This is a genomic window from Klebsiella sp. 7-CIP_Kleb. (assembly GCF_050378655.1).
In the GTDB taxonomy this organism is placed as follows: domain Bacteria; phylum Pseudomonadota; class Gammaproteobacteria; order Enterobacterales; family Enterobacteriaceae; genus Klebsiella; species Klebsiella quasipneumoniae.
This window is the reverse complement of sequence record NZ_JBNRLJ010000002.1, coordinates 158,138-171,915: the sequence shown is the minus strand read 5'-3', so window position 1 is coordinate 171,915 and position 13,778 is coordinate 158,138. Positions and strand designations below refer to the sequence as shown.

Here is a 13,778-nt window from a genome sequence, read left to right as displayed (position 1 = left end):
GGCTCCCGTTTTTTTATCGCATTCAGGCCGTTATTTTGCCGGACACTCGCTGCGCGGTAGCATGGTCGATTTCCCGCAACACAATGTCCATCAAAGCCATGCGCTTACAACAGGGCTAGCTCAGTTTACCGCGAGATCGCAAGTGGGTATGGATTGAACGCCAGGGGTCTTACTGATGGCCCGACCGGCTTAAACCGGTGCCGTTCGGCGAAAATGCGATGTAGCCTAAACTCAGGCTATCCACCCACCTTCAGATTAAACAGCCGGGACAGCGCCGCTCTGCCGCTATCCGTCACTTGCACTTCCCGATATCCCGGCGCGCGGGTTATCCATCCTTTCTGCTCAAACAGCGCCATCACCGCCGAACCGGCGTCGCCTCCCAGATGAAAACGTCTTTCGCTCCAGTCAAGACAGGGGCAACAAGGCTTACGTCGCGGGCGAGCGTTAAGTACCGCGCCCAGGCTTTCAAGCTGGGTTTTACCGGCTGACGTCAGGGACTGCCCATCGGCCGCCAGCCATTTTTCCCGCAGCATAAACTCATAAATCTTCACCGCCAGTTCGCCCGCCAGATGGTCGTAGCAGGTGCGAGCGTAGCGAAGTGTCACCGGCGTGCTGGTGGCCAGCGCCTTATGCGACTGCATTGAGACGCCCATCAGGTTTTCCAGTAGCGCGGCGATATGCGCGCCCGCCAGGCGGTAATAGCGGTGACGCCCCTGCGCGAGACACACCACCAGCCCGTTGCTGAGCAGTCGGGCAAGATGCCCGCTGGTGGTGGAGGCAGACACCTCGGCAACCGTACTGAGTTCGGTTGCCGTCCATGCGCGCCCATCCATCAGCGCGCAGAGAATACTGACCCTTGACGGGTCAGAGAGGGCGGAGGCCACCATCGCCATCGCGGTTTCCAGTGCCGCCTCTGGCTCACTGTCTTGCTGCGTTTTCAGGAGATTCATTCAGAAAGTATGGCCCATTTTTTGGTCACTTCCGCTGCCCGGGTGTCATCATCGGTAATGAGAATGAGCCGGTTACGGTGGTCGCTGTACTGTACCAGAATATTAATGCCATTGCGGGCAAGGGTGTCTGCGATGTCGCCCAGTTCCCCTGGTCGTTCCTGAGGTAACTTTCTGATCAGAGGACGGCATACACTGCTGACGGCAAAACCGGCCTCGGTCAGTACCCTGCGGGCTTTCTCACCGTCTTCCACCAGAAAATGCGCATGTCCGGCATCAGGCGTGGTGAATACGCCACCGCCTTCGAGCCCCACGCCGTTGTTACCCAGCGCCATACCCATTGCGCCAAGCGAGCCCGGCGTGTTGCTGAGAATCACGTGAATGTCATACATCTGGCTACGCTCCTCGATCCGATGCGTAATCCCGGAACACGCGGGCAACGCGTATTCTGTAGTATGAAAAAATCGATGCTTTGCCTTCGCGCTGGGCAGCCAGATGCCGCTCATTTTGCTGCCAGTTGGCCACCGATGCTTCATCTTCCCACCAGGATAGCGAGAGGATTTTGCCGGGCGAATTCAGGCTCTGAAAGCGCTCAATGGCAATAAACCCCGGCGTGTCTGAAAGCAAAGGCGTCAGCCCGGCCGCAAGCTGTAAATATCTTTCCTGTGCTTCTGGTAAGGCGTCGGCCTCGAAAAGTACTGCAATCATCAGTCTGCTCCGTGGTGAATTTCCCCGCAGTCTACTGACGGCCCGAGCAGGATGCTTCGGTCTGTAGCGAAATATGCCTGTTAGGAAAAAAAACGGTCTGACGGTGGGTACCACTACCCGATACGCCTTTTTCAACATCAGACCGGCCTCTGGCGCAGGGCTAACGAGCGTCAGGCTGCAGTAAGCTACGGCAGGGCGGACGATGGCGACAGGCGGGAAGCAGGACAGGAGGGCCATCACCACCCGGCGTTATCTCACACTGGCTTATCGCCACAGTGGCTGGTATAGACGCTCACGCCATGGCCATCAGGATCCAGCATTGAGAAGTAATCATGCCCATACAGCGGTGCTTCGGCAATATCCGCAGGGGAGTAGCCGTTAGCCATTAATTCGGCACGATATTTTTCGAGATCGGCTCTGGTGTGTCCGGCGATCATCAGATCAATCTTTTCGCTAATAAAATCAGGACGCTGGCCAACGCGGCTGGCGTGAAGCGCACCCGCCATGGGATCGTCTTTCGCGGCTAACAGGAGATGGGTGCCGCCGCGAAGCTCAATGATTGCCATTTCCGGAAATTTGTCGATACCGCGTAGTCCCAGGCCCTGGTAGAAGGCATAACTCGACTCAACGTCTTTCACCTTCATGACAAAATGTGCGATGGCTGCAGATGGTACAAATTCTTCCATTTCATTGCCTTATAAATATGTTGTTGTGGAAAAATGCAGTAGCAATCTTGTTGCTACCGGGTCGCAGTGCTAATCTGACTGGCTAGTCGAAAATATTATGCGACTGATCAGTCGAAAAAGACAAGGGGAAGTTGTGACGCGTAAAAAAGAGATCGATAAAGAAAAGGTGTTGGATGCCGCGGAAAGCCTGATTCTTGAGTCGGGTGGCCGATTATTCACCCTGGATGCCGTCGCCGAGCGTGCCGGCATAAGCAAGGGTGGCCTGGTATATACCTTTTCTTCCAAGGACGGTCTGATTCACGCTGTCCTGGAGCGTGAAGTGGCCCGTTTTCAGGAGGCAGTCCGGCAGCGTCTTCCTGCCGCTCCGGTGGGACCGATCGAACTCGTACTCGCGCATATCGAAGAGGCTTTGGCGGAAGAGGACGTCTCCACCCAAATGGCGGCGTTTCTTATCACCGCGCTCGTTCATGCTCCCGGCATGCTGGAACCCGTCCGAAGTCTTTACCGATCACTCCTCGATCCGCTTCGTTCGGTGAGCGGGGAGTACGTTGCCGTGCGCCACGCGTTTCTTGCCGTGGAAGGCGCTTTTTTGCTCCGTGGGTTTGGCCTGGCAGATATCTCTGCCGACGAGATAAAATCAGTATTACGCTATGCCCATACCCAGGTTTTGTCAGCCTTAGCGGCATCCACCGGCAAGGCCTCGCATGCTTCCTGATTAACCCGGGCGCTGACAGACCGATGGATGGCACTACGTGGCTGTTGCCGCGCGGAGCCATCTGATCTGTCCGTGCGGCACAGCGCCTGCGCGCCGAATTACCGTCCCAGAAACGCGTTACTCTGCGTTAAAAATAATAAATTCAGGCTGGTAACTGACCGGGAAATTGACCGATCGGGCGATAAAACAGACGTGATGGATCTGCTGATGAATGGCCGTGGCGGCGTCGAGATCGGTTCCTGGTAATACGGTGATTTTCGGCCTGAGGGTGGCAGAAATAAAGCGACCCGCGCCCCCTTTAAATACTTCACCCGTTGCCACCGGCGAGTCCTGATATTCCATGACCGTAATGCCGGCATCTGAGGCCAGATGTAAGTACCACAGCATGTGACAGGCAGAGAGAGAAGAGAGCAGGAGATCTTCCGGGTTCATTTTGCCGGGATCGCCGCCCAGTAATGGATCATTTGAACAATGAATGGGTTCTTTTCCCTTTACCGCGATATCCCAGGTCCGGGCATAAGCCTTGTAACCCGAGGTACCCGTGCCCTGATTGCCGGTCCATGTGATATTGCTGGTATAAGCATGTTGCATAGATTTGCCTTTTCTCTGTGGAGGGGGGATTTATGTGCTGGCGGCTGCGTTGATCGCGCATAAATTGCCATCCGTATCTGCTCAATGCTATAAGAAAAGAGCCGTTTTAATGGCGCTTATGTTTTATCTGTAAGGAATAAGTGAAGGTCAGATAATGATTACGTCAGTGCAGCCAACCACCACCGTCACCACCACGACCGTAACCTGCGGTGGTGTGGGCGTATCTGTGACCGGCTCCTGACAAACAGATCCTCACTCCCCGCCAATGTGGACGGGGAGAGACCTCTCCGTTCGTGACAGACTGAATGGAGACCCATCATGATTTCATCTGAGCATGCCCTGTTAATTATCGATATGCAGCAGGGGCTTTTCCGTGGCCCGGTTTCCCCGTATCAGGCCGATGCGCTTCTGGCGAACGTTTGCCTGCTGATTGAAAAAGCGAGACAGGCTGAGGTGCCCGTCTTCTTTGCCCGCCATACCGGAGCTGACGACTCTCCGTTCTCCGCGCAAAGTCCATTAACTCAACTGCTGCCTGAGATGGGTGTTAACGGCGAGCGGGATATCGTCTTTATTAAAAAGTACCCTTCCTGTTTCCAGCAAACTGACCTTGCGCATCAGCTCGCTCAGGCCGGCGTAAAACAGCTGGTTATTGCCGGGATGAAAACCGAATTCTGCGTGGACACGACCTGCCGAGCGGCATCGGCGCTGGGATTACGGACGGTGCTGATCTCAGATGCGCACTCAACCATGGATAACGAACGTTTATCAGCGCCTGACATCATTGGCCATCACAATGTCACCCTTGCCGGGCCATTTGTGACGCTGTCGACCGCCGCAGAGTGGCGCTTTTCGGCAGCGAAATAAGGATGAAGAAAGGGAGCCCGAGGGCTCCCTTTCGCTACGCCTGCTCATCCGGTTTTACTGCCCATGGCGACGCAGGGTGGAGGCGGGGTGGCGCCGGAGCGCCTCTTCGGGACGCACAGGGCGCCGCACCAGTTCGCCGCCGCAGTTCGGGCAATGGCCGTTAAGCCGCGCCGTCATGCAGTCCTGGCAAAAGGTGCACTCGAACGAACAGATAAACGCTTCGCGTGAGTCTGGCGGCAGATCTTTATCACAGCATTCGCAATTCGGGCGTAACTCGAGCATTTCCTTCCCCTGTGGTTAACGGCTGTATCAGCGACGGCCGGCCAGCGCATGCTGTTTTTATAGCACGGCGCAGACTGGCCTCCGAGGGATTTCGCTGCGTTAATCTCCGCCTCAAAGCGTTGCCTTTCCGGGCTGCATCCCCGGCACGAGGATCACTTTGCGGCATGCCTCTTCACGTTTCTCAAAGATCTGATAGCCGCGCGCGGCCTCCTCCAGAGGCATATGGTGAGTGACAATCTCCTCCGGGGTGAGCAACCCTTGCTCAATAAGCGCCAGTAGATCCGGCAACCAGGCATGGACGTGGGTTTGCCCCATTCTGAAGGTCAGCCCCTTATCAAAGGCATCGCCAAACATAAATCCGTGAATGAAACCGGCGTAAACCCCGGGCACGCTGACGATGCCGCCGCGGCGCACGGCAGCGATGCACTGGCGCAGCGCTTTCCCGCTGCTGCCCTCGATTTTCAGGGTGCTGAGGACGGTTTCCGTAAGGCTGCCTTTCGCCTCGAAGCCGACGGCGTCAATCACCGCATCGACGCCGCGATGGCCGGCGGTGTTGTCGATAATCCACTGCGCCGGATCGTCATGGTGGTCGAAGTTTATCGGGATCGCGCCATAGCGCCGCTGCGCGAAGTCGAGTCGGTAATCGTTATGATCGATGATAAATATCTGCTCTGCGCCATTGAGCCTGGCGCAGGAGGCACACAGCAGGCCAACCGGGCCGGCGCCAAAAATAGCCACGCTGCTGCCGGGTTTGACCTCGGCGTTTTTTACCGCCTGCCAGGCGGTAGGCAGAATATCTGACAGAAACAGCACCTTTTCATCGGGTAAGGTGTCTGGCACTTTAAACGGTCCGGTATTGGCTTTGGGAACGCGCACATATTCCGCCTGGCCGCCGGGGATCCCGCCGTACAAATCGCTGTAGCCGAACAGGGCCGCCGGTGGCGAAATGCCTTTTCGGTTGAGCGTCGCCCCCTGGCCGCTATTGGTGCTTTCGCAGGCGGCATATTGCTGCAGGCGACAAAAGAAGCAGTCTCCGCAGGCGATGACAAACGGGATAACCACCCGATCACCTTTACGAACCGCGGTGACCTCGGAACCGGCTTCCACCACTTCCCCCATAAATTCATGGCCGAAAATATCACCATGGTGCGTGCCGGGGATCTTACCGCGGTAAAGGTGCAGATCGGAACCGCAGATCGCCGTCGCCGTGACGCGCAGAATAATATCGTCCGGCGCCTCAAGGGCCGGGCCGGGCATGGTGTCGACGCTGACATGATGGGGGCCATGATAAGTGAGTGCTTTCATAAAGTCTTCTCCTGGAGAGAATGGCTGATAGCAGCAGGCGAAAAGGCATTGTGACCTAACGTTATTGCCGCCGATAAACCACAGTAAAAATAAAGCGTAGAGTACTTATAATGGAACTGCGTGATATTCCACTCAGTGAATGTATTCCACGCTTCGCTTATTTAGCGGCTGGTTTGTTGAGGTTATTTGAGGTTATTTGCCTATTCCCCTTATGTATGCCAGGCTTAATCGGGCATGATATTCGCTCCGTTTTATTTTCCAGCCGCTTCCCCAGCGGCTTTTTTTTGCCTTAAAAAAAGAAAAAATCTGAATTTCAACCAGACTAAGGGCGTTACTGCCGCTTCGTTATATAACCCAACAGGAGTACTCCGCCGGTATAAATAATTCTTTGCCACAGTGGTGCTCTGTGTGCATTATTTCCCTGAACACAGTAAGTTAGCGGGAATGTACCGTCTGGTTATTTTTGATGTGTTTTGTAGAATTATTCCGAATTACTCCTAAAAGGCATCAAAAACACGGGATAATAATTTGACTAACCAGCATTACCCGCTAGATTTAAATATCGAACGACGAGTGATACGGAATATTTTCGTATCGTACTGACATAACCGATATACATGAGGTGAAATATGGCAGAGCATCGTGGTGGTTCCGGAAATTTTGCTGAAGACCGTGAAAAAGCTTCTGAAGCAGGTCGTAAAGGTGGTCAGCACAGCGGCGGGAACTTTAAAAATGATCCGCAGCGTGCGTCTGAAGCGGGTAAAAAAGGCGGACAAAACAGCCACGGCGGTGGCCGCAAGTCCGATAATTCCTGATTATCCTTTTCCTTGCACCCTGAAGTGAAAGTATCTCCTGCGAGTCTGTCACAGACTCGCAGTTATTTTCTGACTCCAGAAGGTATTTCTATGAATATGAAAAGCATTGAAGATGTATTTATTCACCTGCTCTCAGATACCTACAGCGCAGAGAAACAATTAACCCGCGGGCTGGCAAAACTGGCCAGAGCGGCGTCCAGTGAAAAACTCAGCGCGGCGTTCAATGCTCATCTTGAAGAAACCCAGGGCCAGATTGAACGTATCGACCAGATTATTGAGCAGGAATCTGGTCTGAAAATCAAACGCATGAAATGCGTGGCCATGGAAGGATTGATCGAAGAGGCCAATGAAGTCGTTGAGAGCACGGAAAAAAATGAGGTACGCGATGCCGCGTTAATTGCCGCTGCGCAAAAGGTCGAGCATTACGAAATTGCCAGTTACGGTACCCTGGTTACCCTGGCGGAACAGTTGGGTTATAAAAAAGCGGTCAAACTGCTGGCCGAAACCCTGGAAGAAGAAAAGCAAACCGATGTTAAATTAACCGACCTGGCGGTAGGTAATATTAATAAAAAAGCGGAAAAATAAACGCTCCCTGACACGAGGAAATCACGATGAATCACATTGAACATTATCATGACTGGCTACGAGATGCGCATGCCATGGAAAAACAGGCAGAATCCATGCTGGAATCAATGGCTGGCCGTATCGATAATTATCCGGATCTCCGTGCCAGAATCGAACAGCATATTAATGAGACCAAACGGCAAATTACCGTGCTGGAAGAGATCCTCGACCGCAACGACATTTCGCGCTCGGTGATTAAAGATTCGATGAGTAAAATGGCGGCTCTTGGCCAGTCCATTGGCGGAATGTTTCCTTCCGATGAAATCGTCAAAGGCTCGATCAGCGGGTACGTTTTCGAGCAGTTTGAGATCGCCTGCTATACCTCTCTGCTGGCGGCCGCTGAAAAAGCGGGCGATACCGCCTCCATCCCAGCCATTGAGGCCATCCTGGCGGAAGAGCGGGAAATGGCCGACTGGCTGATCAAACATATTCCTCAGACCACGGAGCAGTTTCTCCTGCGTTCAGATGCTGACGGCGTAGAAGCGAAAAAATAACCCAGGAGGCAGGCCTATGTTTCGTCATGTGAAACAACTGCAGTATACCGTGCGCGTTGCTGAACCCAACCCGGGGCTCGCGAATTTACTGCTCGAACAGTTTGGCGGCCCTCAGGGCGAGCTGGCCGCCGCGTGTCGTTATTTCACTCAGGGATTAAGCGATGACGATCCCGGCCGTAAAGACATGCTGATGGATATCGCGACAGAGGAGCTAAGCCATCTGGAGATCATTGGCACCCTGGTCGGCATGCTAAATAAAGGCGCCAAAGGGGCGCTGGCGGAGGGCACCGAGAGCGAGGCGGAACTCTATCGTTCGCTCACCGCCAACGGCAACGACAGCCATATTACGTCGCTGCTCTACGGCGGCGGTACTCCGCTGACCAACTCGGCGGGCGTGCCGTGGACAGCGGCCTACATTGATACTATCGGCGAACCCACCGCAGACCTGCGATCGAACGTCGCGGCGGAGGCGAGGGCGAAGATCGTCTATGAACGGCTGATCAACGTGACCGACGATCCCGGCGTGAAGGACGCGCTGGCGTTCCTGATGACTCGCGAAGCGGCGCATCAGCTCTCTTTTGAGAAAGCGCTGCAGTCGATTCGTAATAACTATCCGCCGGGCAAACTGCCGCCCATTAGCGAGTACGCGAACACCTACTACAATATGTCTGAAGGTGGAGAAGTACGCGGCAGCTGGAACAGTGACAAACACTTCGATTATGTCAAGGATCCGCAGCCGGCCGTGGATGGCGGAGATGGCAGCGCCTCTGTCGGCCTGACGCCGGAGCAGGAAGCGCTGTGCAAAGCGATGCTGAAGCGAACACAGTCTGACCCGCAGGGTGATCCTTTGACCGGCGCCGAACTCGGCGCCGGTAAGCAAAACACCTCATCATCGGCTAAGTGATGTTCGCATAAGCCCCGGCTGCGGCCGGGGCGTTTCATAATGATGGGTGCGGATTATGTTTGAATTTGACGCGTTTCATCTGGCCCGACTGCAATTTGCCTTTACCGTTTCCTTCCATATTCTGTTTCCGGCCATCACCATCGGCCTTGCCAGCTACCTTGTGGTGCTGGAAGGGATGTGGCTGCGAACCCGGGATAACGTCTGGCGCTCGCTCTACAACTTCTGGCTGAAAATTTTCGCCGTCAATTTTGGCATGGGCGTGGTTTCCGGATTAGTCATGTCCTATCAGTTCGGCACCAACTGGAGCGGATTCTCCCAGTTTGCCGGCAGTATTACCGGCCCGCTGCTGCTGTATGAAGTGCTGACCGCCTTCTTCCTCGAAGCGGGATTCCTCGGCGTGATGCTGTTCGGCTGGAGCAAGGTGCCGCCGGCGCTGCATTTTTTTACCACCTGCATGGTAGCCCTTGGCACCCTGGTCTCCACCTTCTGGATCCTCGCCTCCAATAGCTGGATGCAGACGCCGCAGGGTTTTACCCTCGAAAATGGCCACCTTATCCCGCAGGACTGGCTGGCGATTATCTTTAACCCCTCATTCCCGTATCGCTTGTTCCATATGGCGATCGCCGCGTTCCTCAGCAGCGCCATGTTCGTCGGGGCCTCCGCCGCCTGGCATCTGCTGCGCGGCAACGACTCGCCGGCCATCCGCAAAATGCTGTCGATGGCGATGTGGATGGCGCTGCTGGTGGCGCCCATCCAGGCGGTGGTGGGGGATATGCATGGCCTTAACACCCTTGAGCATCAGCCGGCGAAGATTGCGGCGATTGAAGGACACTGGGAAAACCGGCCGGGCGAGGCCACCCCGCTGTTACTGTTTGGCCTGCCGGATATGGAGCAGGAGCGCACCCGCTATGGCCTGGAGATGCCGGCGCTCGGCAGCCTGATCCTCACCCATAGCCTGCATAAGCAGGTGCCGGCCCTGAAAGATTTCCCGAAAGAGGACCGGCCCTATTCGCCCGCCGTGTTCTGGTCGTTTCGCATTATGGTTGGGATGGGGGTGTTGATGATCGCCTTAGGGATCTGCAGCGCCTGGCTTCGCTATCGGCGGCGGCTGTACCATTCGCGTCCCTTCCAGTGGTTTGCGCTCTGTATGGGGCCCGCCGGTCTGATTGCGCTGGTCGCCGGGTGGGTGACCACCGAGATGGGCCGTCAGCCGTGGGTGATCTACGGTTTGCTGCGCACCCGGGACGCGGTGTCGTTGCACAGCACGCTGCAGATGGCCATCAGCCTGCTGGTGTTTATCGTGGTCTACTGCGCGGTGTTTGGCGTGGGGTATTACTATATCTTCCGGCTTATCAAAAAAGGGCCGCAGCCGGTGACGGAGCTGACCTCGCAAACCGCAGGCACCCCGGCGCGTCCGCTCTCGGCGGCAGAGCCGGTGCGGGATGAGGAGAACGCATCATGAGCATCGATATCTCGGTGATTTGGTTTGTCATCATTGTCTTCGCCACGTTGATGTATATCGTGATGGATGGTTTCGATTTAGGCATCGGAATGCTGTTCAGCGTGGTGCATGACGCCGAAGAGCGCGACGTGATGGTTAACAGCGTGGCGCCCGTCTGGGATGGTAACGAAACCTGGCTGGTGCTCGGCGGGGCAGGGCTGTTCGGCGCCTTTCCGTTGGCTTACGCGGTGATCACCGATGCGCTGGTTATCCCGCTGACGGCGATGCTCATCGGCCTGATTTTCCGCGGCGTGGCGTTTGAGTTTCGCTTTAAAGCGGTTCCCTCGCATCGCACCTTCTGGGACTATGCCTTCGCTGGCGGCTCGCTGCTGGCGACCTTCAGCCAGGGGATTGTCGTCGGCGCGTTTATCAACGGCTTTGCGGTGGCTGACCGCCGCTTCGCCGGCTCGACGCTGGACTGGCTTACCCCCTTCAATCTGTTCTGCGGTCTGGGGCTGGTAGTAGCCTATCTGCTGTTGGGCACCACGTGGCTGATCATGAAAAGCGAAGGCGCGTTGCAGCAACGGATGCGCGAGCTGACCCGCAAGGCGCTGCTGGCGTTGATGGCGGTGATCGCGGTGGTCAGCGTCTGGACGCCGTTGGGCTGGCGCTACGTGGCGGAACGCTGGTTTACGCTGCCCAATTTCTTCTGGTTCGTGCCGGTGCCGATCCTGGTGCTGACCCTGAGCTTGTGGATCTGGCGCCTGAGTGCGCGCCCCGCAAGCCATGCTCGTCCCTTTATCCTGACGCTGGGCCTGATATTCCTCGGCTTCAGCGGGCTGGGAATCAGCGTCTGGCCGAACATTATTCCGCCGCACATCTCCCTGTGGGATGCCGCCGCGCCGCCCTCCAGCCAGGTATTTATGCTGCCGGGGGCGCTGCTGATCATCCCGGTGATCCTGATGTATACCGCCTGGAGCTATTACGTCTTTCGCGGCAAAGTGTCCGGCAGTGAAGGCTATCACTGAGCGAGATACGCGCCGGCGGCCCGGGAATGAACCAGATAGTCGCGGGCAGACCGGCGATCCGTTCCCTCCTTGCTTGGGCAGGGTGTCAATATGGGGGCGCACCGGCAGCCCGAAGCCGTCGGTCAGGTCGGCGCTTAAGATACCGATCATTATCTTCTCCACCCGGATCACCGCAGGGTCAAAAAGGGTTCCGGGCCTGGAGACGGCGGCAAAGCCCAACAGGCGCAAGGTGTCACCCGCCAACAGGAAAGCGTACCCACGCGATGGGCGTTCAATCAGGGGCAGGCTGTGACTCCCTGCGAGCCACAGAGCCCGCATGATGCTGGCCTGACGCCCGCCGGGGAAGGCGGGCAGAGGCTTACGCTTTTGGCGACTTGATCTTAATAATAAATCGCTCATTCACCCGGGTGATCCTCGCGCCAATGTCGCCAAACTCGGTGGCGATTTTAAAAAAATCGTCTGCGGCGACGTCAAAATCGAGTTCGATTTTCTGATGTTGTCCTGTCGCCAGTAACTCATAGAAATGGTCAAGGCTGCGGGCTTTTTCGCTGGGCATCGTATTTCTCCATGGTCAACCAATCAGCAGGGCGTTTATGACTTATAGCGCATTCCGGATTATTCAGCAGAATGGTAATGGCGCCTGATATAAGATTATGCAATGACAGTAAGAGTGAGGTAGGGCGATATTATTCCGTGTTGTTAAACCGTGCGGTCGCGCGTTTGCCGGCGATACCATGACGGCAGGAACCATCCTGCGGCGTCGGCTGATGATAGACATTGTTTGATGACAATTTGATGTCAGTAAAATGAACCTGCAAGGGCTCGGGATTTCATATCGCTAAATAATTTTTAATCTGTGGCTGTTAAGGTAGTTCTTAACTACCTTATGGTGATGGGGCTTTATTTTTTATGGCCAACGGCGAGGGAACAACGATGCAATTACTTGATTTATTCGCAGGCTTATTGTGGTTAAGCAGCGTTATTTTCCTGCTGTTTGTTCTTGATGTGGTCATCACCCGTTATCTTTATCGTAAATAACCGACAGAGGCGACGGCGCTGGGCATAGGGTACCGCGCCGGAGGATGATAGTATAACGCCGGGACTGATTCAGGAAGGAATGTGCGGTGCTCGGGAGAATTGATTACGATATTGAAAAATACCAGTTTACCGAAGCCGGTGAAACGTCGCGGCTGCGGGAGCAGTGGCGAGAAGTCTATCAGGAGTGCCGTCAGCTGCAGGCCGGGGCAGAGGAGCGTCTGCGCATTGCGTTGCTGAACGTCGACTATGTCACCAGCTTCGAGCTGCCTTTTCGCCTGCTGCTGGTGCGCGCGCCGCAGCTGATCGCCGACGTCCGCGAGACGCTGCAGCTCAGTCGTAAAGCCGCCGTTTTCAACGGCAAACGTTACGGCTGCGTCTACAGTTTGAAGCAGGATTTACAGGCTGTACCGGAGAGCTTTCATTACCACCTGACAAACCGTATTCGTCGCGTCGAGGCGACGGGCCAGACGGCGGCGCCGTACCAGCAGATCGCCCGGGAGATTAAACCAGCCCGGGATCGACTCCGGCAGGCATTAATCGCCGGCCTGCCGGTTACCGCGCTGGATGCCCTGTTCTGGTTCGGCAGTCAGCGGGTAGCGGCGGACATTGCCCAGCTGCGCCGGTCCGGTATGGCCATTATCACTGAGGAGGTGGAGGTCTGCGACACTCTGTTCAATACCACCCGGCGGGTACCGGTTTATCGTCTGGCCAGCGCGTGAGCGGGCCTCCCTTCGCCCAGCCGCTGCCTCTGCAGGCAGTCGACCATTGCTCCATCAAACCAGACGCACAGGCCTCTGGCGGCATGCCGCGGAGCCGGTTCCAGCCACGCGCTGGCGCTGAGCATGACTAGCATCAGCGCCAGCGGAACCCCGTATATTCTTCTCACTATCCTTTTCCCACTTCGCCTCTTTTGCCAGTAAGGTAGCGGGAAAATATGACGTTTCGTTGACCCGTCTGCCTGATTTATCGCCTGCAGACGGCGTGGCAGGCGTGGCAGGCGGGCCGTGCCGGGTGATGCGTTATTGATCTTCGGCATAAAAATGCCAAAAACTGGCGGCTTGTTTTTTTTCGGTTTTATTACTCCATGCTTTTTTCCCCGTAGAGAAAAAGCATGAAGCCGCAATGCCTGGTGATGGATTATTTTGTAACTAGCTGGTTTGAAACGATATTTTAATTTTGACTTAGGTGGGGATGACAGCGGTGGCAAATTTATATTAATTCACTTTACCGATCAATAAATTATATCTTGATAGCTTTTAGCTATCGAATGTTTCTTATCGATCATTTTAAACTATTTTTGTTGGCGGGAAATATATGACATGCTTTAACCCTTTCT

18 protein-coding genes and 1 pseudogene are annotated in these 13,778 nt (G+C 55.5%); 10 read left to right on the top strand and 9 right to left on the bottom strand.

What is annotated here, in order from left to right; all coding sequences use genetic code 11:
• Nucleotides 1–236: 236 nt before the first annotated feature.
• The 4 genes from ACQUTI_RS08495 to ACQUTI_RS08480 all read right to left on the bottom strand — a co-directional run bounded on the left by ACQUTI_RS08495 (nt 237) and on the right by ACQUTI_RS08480 (nt 2,341).
• On the bottom strand, nt 237–950 hold the full coding sequence (locus ACQUTI_RS08495) for an ArsR/SmtB family transcription factor (protein ID WP_048294491.1): 714 nt from the start codon (nt 948–950) through the stop codon (nt 237–239).
• Nucleotides 947–1,339, bottom strand: a complete 393-nt coding sequence (locus ACQUTI_RS08490; RefSeq protein WP_012542152.1) for an amino acid-binding protein — start codon at nt 1,337–1,339, stop codon at nt 947–949. The genes ACQUTI_RS08495 and ACQUTI_RS08490 overlap by 4 nt, the downstream gene beginning before the upstream one ends.
• Nucleotides 1,340–1,343: 4 nt before the next feature.
• The gene (locus ACQUTI_RS08485) at nt 1,344–1,655 is read right to left on the bottom strand and encodes an antibiotic biosynthesis monooxygenase family protein (RefSeq protein ID WP_048294492.1); all 312 of its coding nucleotides are present in this window, start codon (nt 1,653–1,655) and stop codon (nt 1,344–1,346) included.
• Between the two features lie 254 nt (nt 1,656–1,909).
• Complete coding sequence (locus tag ACQUTI_RS08480; RefSeq protein ID WP_023339918.1) at nt 1,910–2,341, bottom strand: VOC family protein; 432 nt, start codon at nt 2,339–2,341, stop codon at nt 1,910–1,912.
• A 133-nt stretch (nt 2,342–2,474) separates the two neighbouring features.
• On the opposite strand from ACQUTI_RS08480, the gene ACQUTI_RS08475 reads away from it, so the two are divergent.
• Nucleotides 2,475–3,056 carry a TetR/AcrR family transcriptional regulator gene (locus ACQUTI_RS08475; RefSeq protein ID WP_025368242.1) on the top strand — a complete coding sequence of 194 codons (582 nt, stop codon included), beginning with the start codon at nt 2,475–2,477 and terminating at the stop codon, nt 3,054–3,056.
• Between the two features lie 117 nt (nt 3,057–3,173).
• Here the strand turns inward: ACQUTI_RS08475 and ACQUTI_RS08470 are convergent, their stop codons facing one another.
• On the bottom strand, nt 3,174–3,647 hold the full coding sequence (locus ACQUTI_RS08470; RefSeq protein ID WP_087771623.1) for an OsmC family protein: 474 nt from the start codon (nt 3,645–3,647) through the stop codon (nt 3,174–3,176).
• Between the two features lie 318 nt (nt 3,648–3,965).
• Between ACQUTI_RS08470 and ACQUTI_RS08465 the strand changes: the two genes are divergently transcribed.
• Nucleotides 3,966–4,511 (top strand): cysteine hydrolase family protein, encoded by a 546-nt coding sequence (locus tag ACQUTI_RS08465; protein WP_048294493.1) that lies wholly within the window; start codon nt 3,966–3,968, stop codon nt 4,509–4,511.
• A 54-nt stretch (nt 4,512–4,565) separates the two neighbouring features.
• Here ACQUTI_RS08465 and ACQUTI_RS08460 read toward each other — a convergent pair whose 3' ends face one another.
• Complete coding sequence (locus ACQUTI_RS08460; protein WP_004203710.1) at nt 4,566–4,793, bottom strand: DUF1272 domain-containing protein; 228 nt, start codon at nt 4,791–4,793, stop codon at nt 4,566–4,568.
• Nucleotides 4,794–4,904: 111 nt separating this feature from the next.
• Complete coding sequence (locus ACQUTI_RS08455; RefSeq protein WP_428923239.1) at nt 4,905–6,098, bottom strand: zinc-dependent alcohol dehydrogenase; 1,194 nt, start codon at nt 6,096–6,098, stop codon at nt 4,905–4,907.
• A 629-nt stretch (nt 6,099–6,727) separates the two neighbouring features.
• On the opposite strand from ACQUTI_RS08455, the gene ACQUTI_RS08450 reads away from it, so the two are divergent.
• The 6 genes from ACQUTI_RS08450 (at nt 6,728) to cydB (ending at nt 11,404) form a co-directional block, all read left to right on the top strand.
• Nucleotides 6,728–6,913: a general stress protein gene (locus ACQUTI_RS08450; protein ID WP_004150795.1), complete on the top strand. Its 186-nt coding sequence runs from the start codon at nt 6,728–6,730 to the stop codon at nt 6,911–6,913.
• 90 nt (nt 6,914–7,003) lie between these two features.
• Nucleotides 7,004–7,498, top strand: a complete 495-nt coding sequence (locus ACQUTI_RS08445) for a ferritin-like domain-containing protein (RefSeq protein ID WP_008807707.1) — start codon at nt 7,004–7,006, stop codon at nt 7,496–7,498.
• 26 nt (nt 7,499–7,524) lie between these two features.
• Entirely contained in the window at nt 7,525–8,031 is a 507-nt protein-coding gene (locus ACQUTI_RS08440) for a ferritin-like domain-containing protein (RefSeq protein ID WP_004203713.1), read from the top strand.
• 16 nt (nt 8,032–8,047) lie between these two features.
• Nucleotides 8,048–8,935, top strand: a complete 888-nt coding sequence (locus ACQUTI_RS08435) for a manganese catalase family protein (protein WP_004140512.1) — start codon at nt 8,048–8,050, stop codon at nt 8,933–8,935.
• A gap of 55 nt (nt 8,936–8,990) precedes the next feature.
• On the top strand, nt 8,991–10,397 hold the full coding sequence (locus tag ACQUTI_RS08430) for a cytochrome ubiquinol oxidase subunit I (RefSeq protein ID WP_428923238.1): 1,407 nt from the start codon (nt 8,991–8,993) through the stop codon (nt 10,395–10,397).
• Nucleotides 10,394–11,404 (top strand): cytochrome d ubiquinol oxidase subunit II, encoded by a 1,011-nt coding sequence (cydB, locus tag ACQUTI_RS08425; protein WP_023317966.1) that lies wholly within the window; start codon nt 10,394–10,396, stop codon nt 11,402–11,404. The genes ACQUTI_RS08430 and cydB overlap by 4 nt, the downstream gene beginning before the upstream one ends.
• 132 nt (nt 11,405–11,536) lie before the next feature.
• Here cydB and ACQUTI_RS08420 read toward each other — a convergent pair.
• Nucleotides 11,537–11,722 (bottom strand): annotated as a pseudogene (locus ACQUTI_RS08420) (FUSC family protein); the annotation flags it as partial.
• Nucleotides 11,723–11,762: 40 nt separating this feature from the next.
• Complete coding sequence (locus ACQUTI_RS08415; RefSeq protein ID WP_004203716.1) at nt 11,763–11,960, bottom strand: hypothetical protein; 198 nt, start codon at nt 11,958–11,960, stop codon at nt 11,763–11,765.
• Between the two features lie 568 nt (nt 11,961–12,528).
• On the opposite strand from ACQUTI_RS08415, the gene ACQUTI_RS08410 reads away from it, so the two are divergent.
• On the top strand, nt 12,529–13,161 hold the full coding sequence (locus ACQUTI_RS08410) for a helix-turn-helix domain-containing protein (protein WP_043519436.1): 633 nt from the start codon (nt 12,529–12,531) through the stop codon (nt 13,159–13,161).
• Between the two features lie 45 nt (nt 13,162–13,206).
• Entirely contained in the window at nt 13,207–13,362 is a 156-nt protein-coding gene (locus ACQUTI_RS08405) for a hypothetical protein (RefSeq protein ID WP_043519503.1), read from the top strand.
• Nucleotides 13,363–13,778 lie beyond the last annotated feature (416 nt).

Bases quoted from the DNA above. Each gene is read 5' to 3' on its own strand.
- ACQUTI_RS08495 (WP_048294491.1), bottom strand. From the start codon at position 950: ATGAATCTCCTGAAAACGCAGCAAGACAGTGAGCCAGAGGCGGCACTG.
- ACQUTI_RS08490 (WP_012542152.1), bottom strand. From the start codon at position 1,339: ATGTATGACATTCACGTGATTCTCAGCAACACGCCGGGCTCGCTTGGC.
- ACQUTI_RS08485 (WP_048294492.1), bottom strand. From the start codon at position 1,655: ATGATTGCAGTACTTTTCGAGGCCGACGCCTTACCAGAAGCACAGGAA.
- ACQUTI_RS08480 (WP_023339918.1), bottom strand. From the start codon at position 2,341: ATGGAAGAATTTGTACCATCTGCAGCCATCGCACATTTTGTCATGAAG.
- ACQUTI_RS08470 (WP_087771623.1), bottom strand. From the start codon at position 3,647: ATGCAACATGCTTATACCAGCAATATCACATGGACCGGCAATCAGGGC.
- ACQUTI_RS08465 (WP_048294493.1), top strand. From the start codon at position 3,966: ATGATTTCATCTGAGCATGCCCTGTTAATTATCGATATGCAGCAGGGG.
- ACQUTI_RS08460 (WP_004203710.1), bottom strand. From the start codon at position 4,793: ATGCTCGAGTTACGCCCGAATTGCGAATGCTGTGATAAAGATCTGCCG.
- ACQUTI_RS08455 (WP_428923239.1), bottom strand. From the start codon at position 6,098: ATGAAAGCACTCACTTATCATGGCCCCCATCATGTCAGCGTCGACACC.
- ACQUTI_RS08450 (WP_004150795.1), top strand. From the start codon at position 6,728: ATGGCAGAGCATCGTGGTGGTTCCGGAAATTTTGCTGAAGACCGTGAA.
- ACQUTI_RS08445 (WP_008807707.1), top strand. From the start codon at position 7,004: ATGAATATGAAAAGCATTGAAGATGTATTTATTCACCTGCTCTCAGAT.
- ACQUTI_RS08440 (WP_004203713.1), top strand. From the start codon at position 7,525: ATGAATCACATTGAACATTATCATGACTGGCTACGAGATGCGCATGCC.
- ACQUTI_RS08435 (WP_004140512.1), top strand. From the start codon at position 8,048: ATGTTTCGTCATGTGAAACAACTGCAGTATACCGTGCGCGTTGCTGAA.
- ACQUTI_RS08430 (WP_428923238.1), top strand. From the start codon at position 8,991: ATGTTTGAATTTGACGCGTTTCATCTGGCCCGACTGCAATTTGCCTTT.
- cydB (WP_023317966.1), top strand. From the start codon at position 10,394: ATGAGCATCGATATCTCGGTGATTTGGTTTGTCATCATTGTCTTCGCC.
- ACQUTI_RS08415 (WP_004203716.1), bottom strand. From the start codon at position 11,960: ATGCCCAGCGAAAAAGCCCGCAGCCTTGACCATTTCTATGAGTTACTG.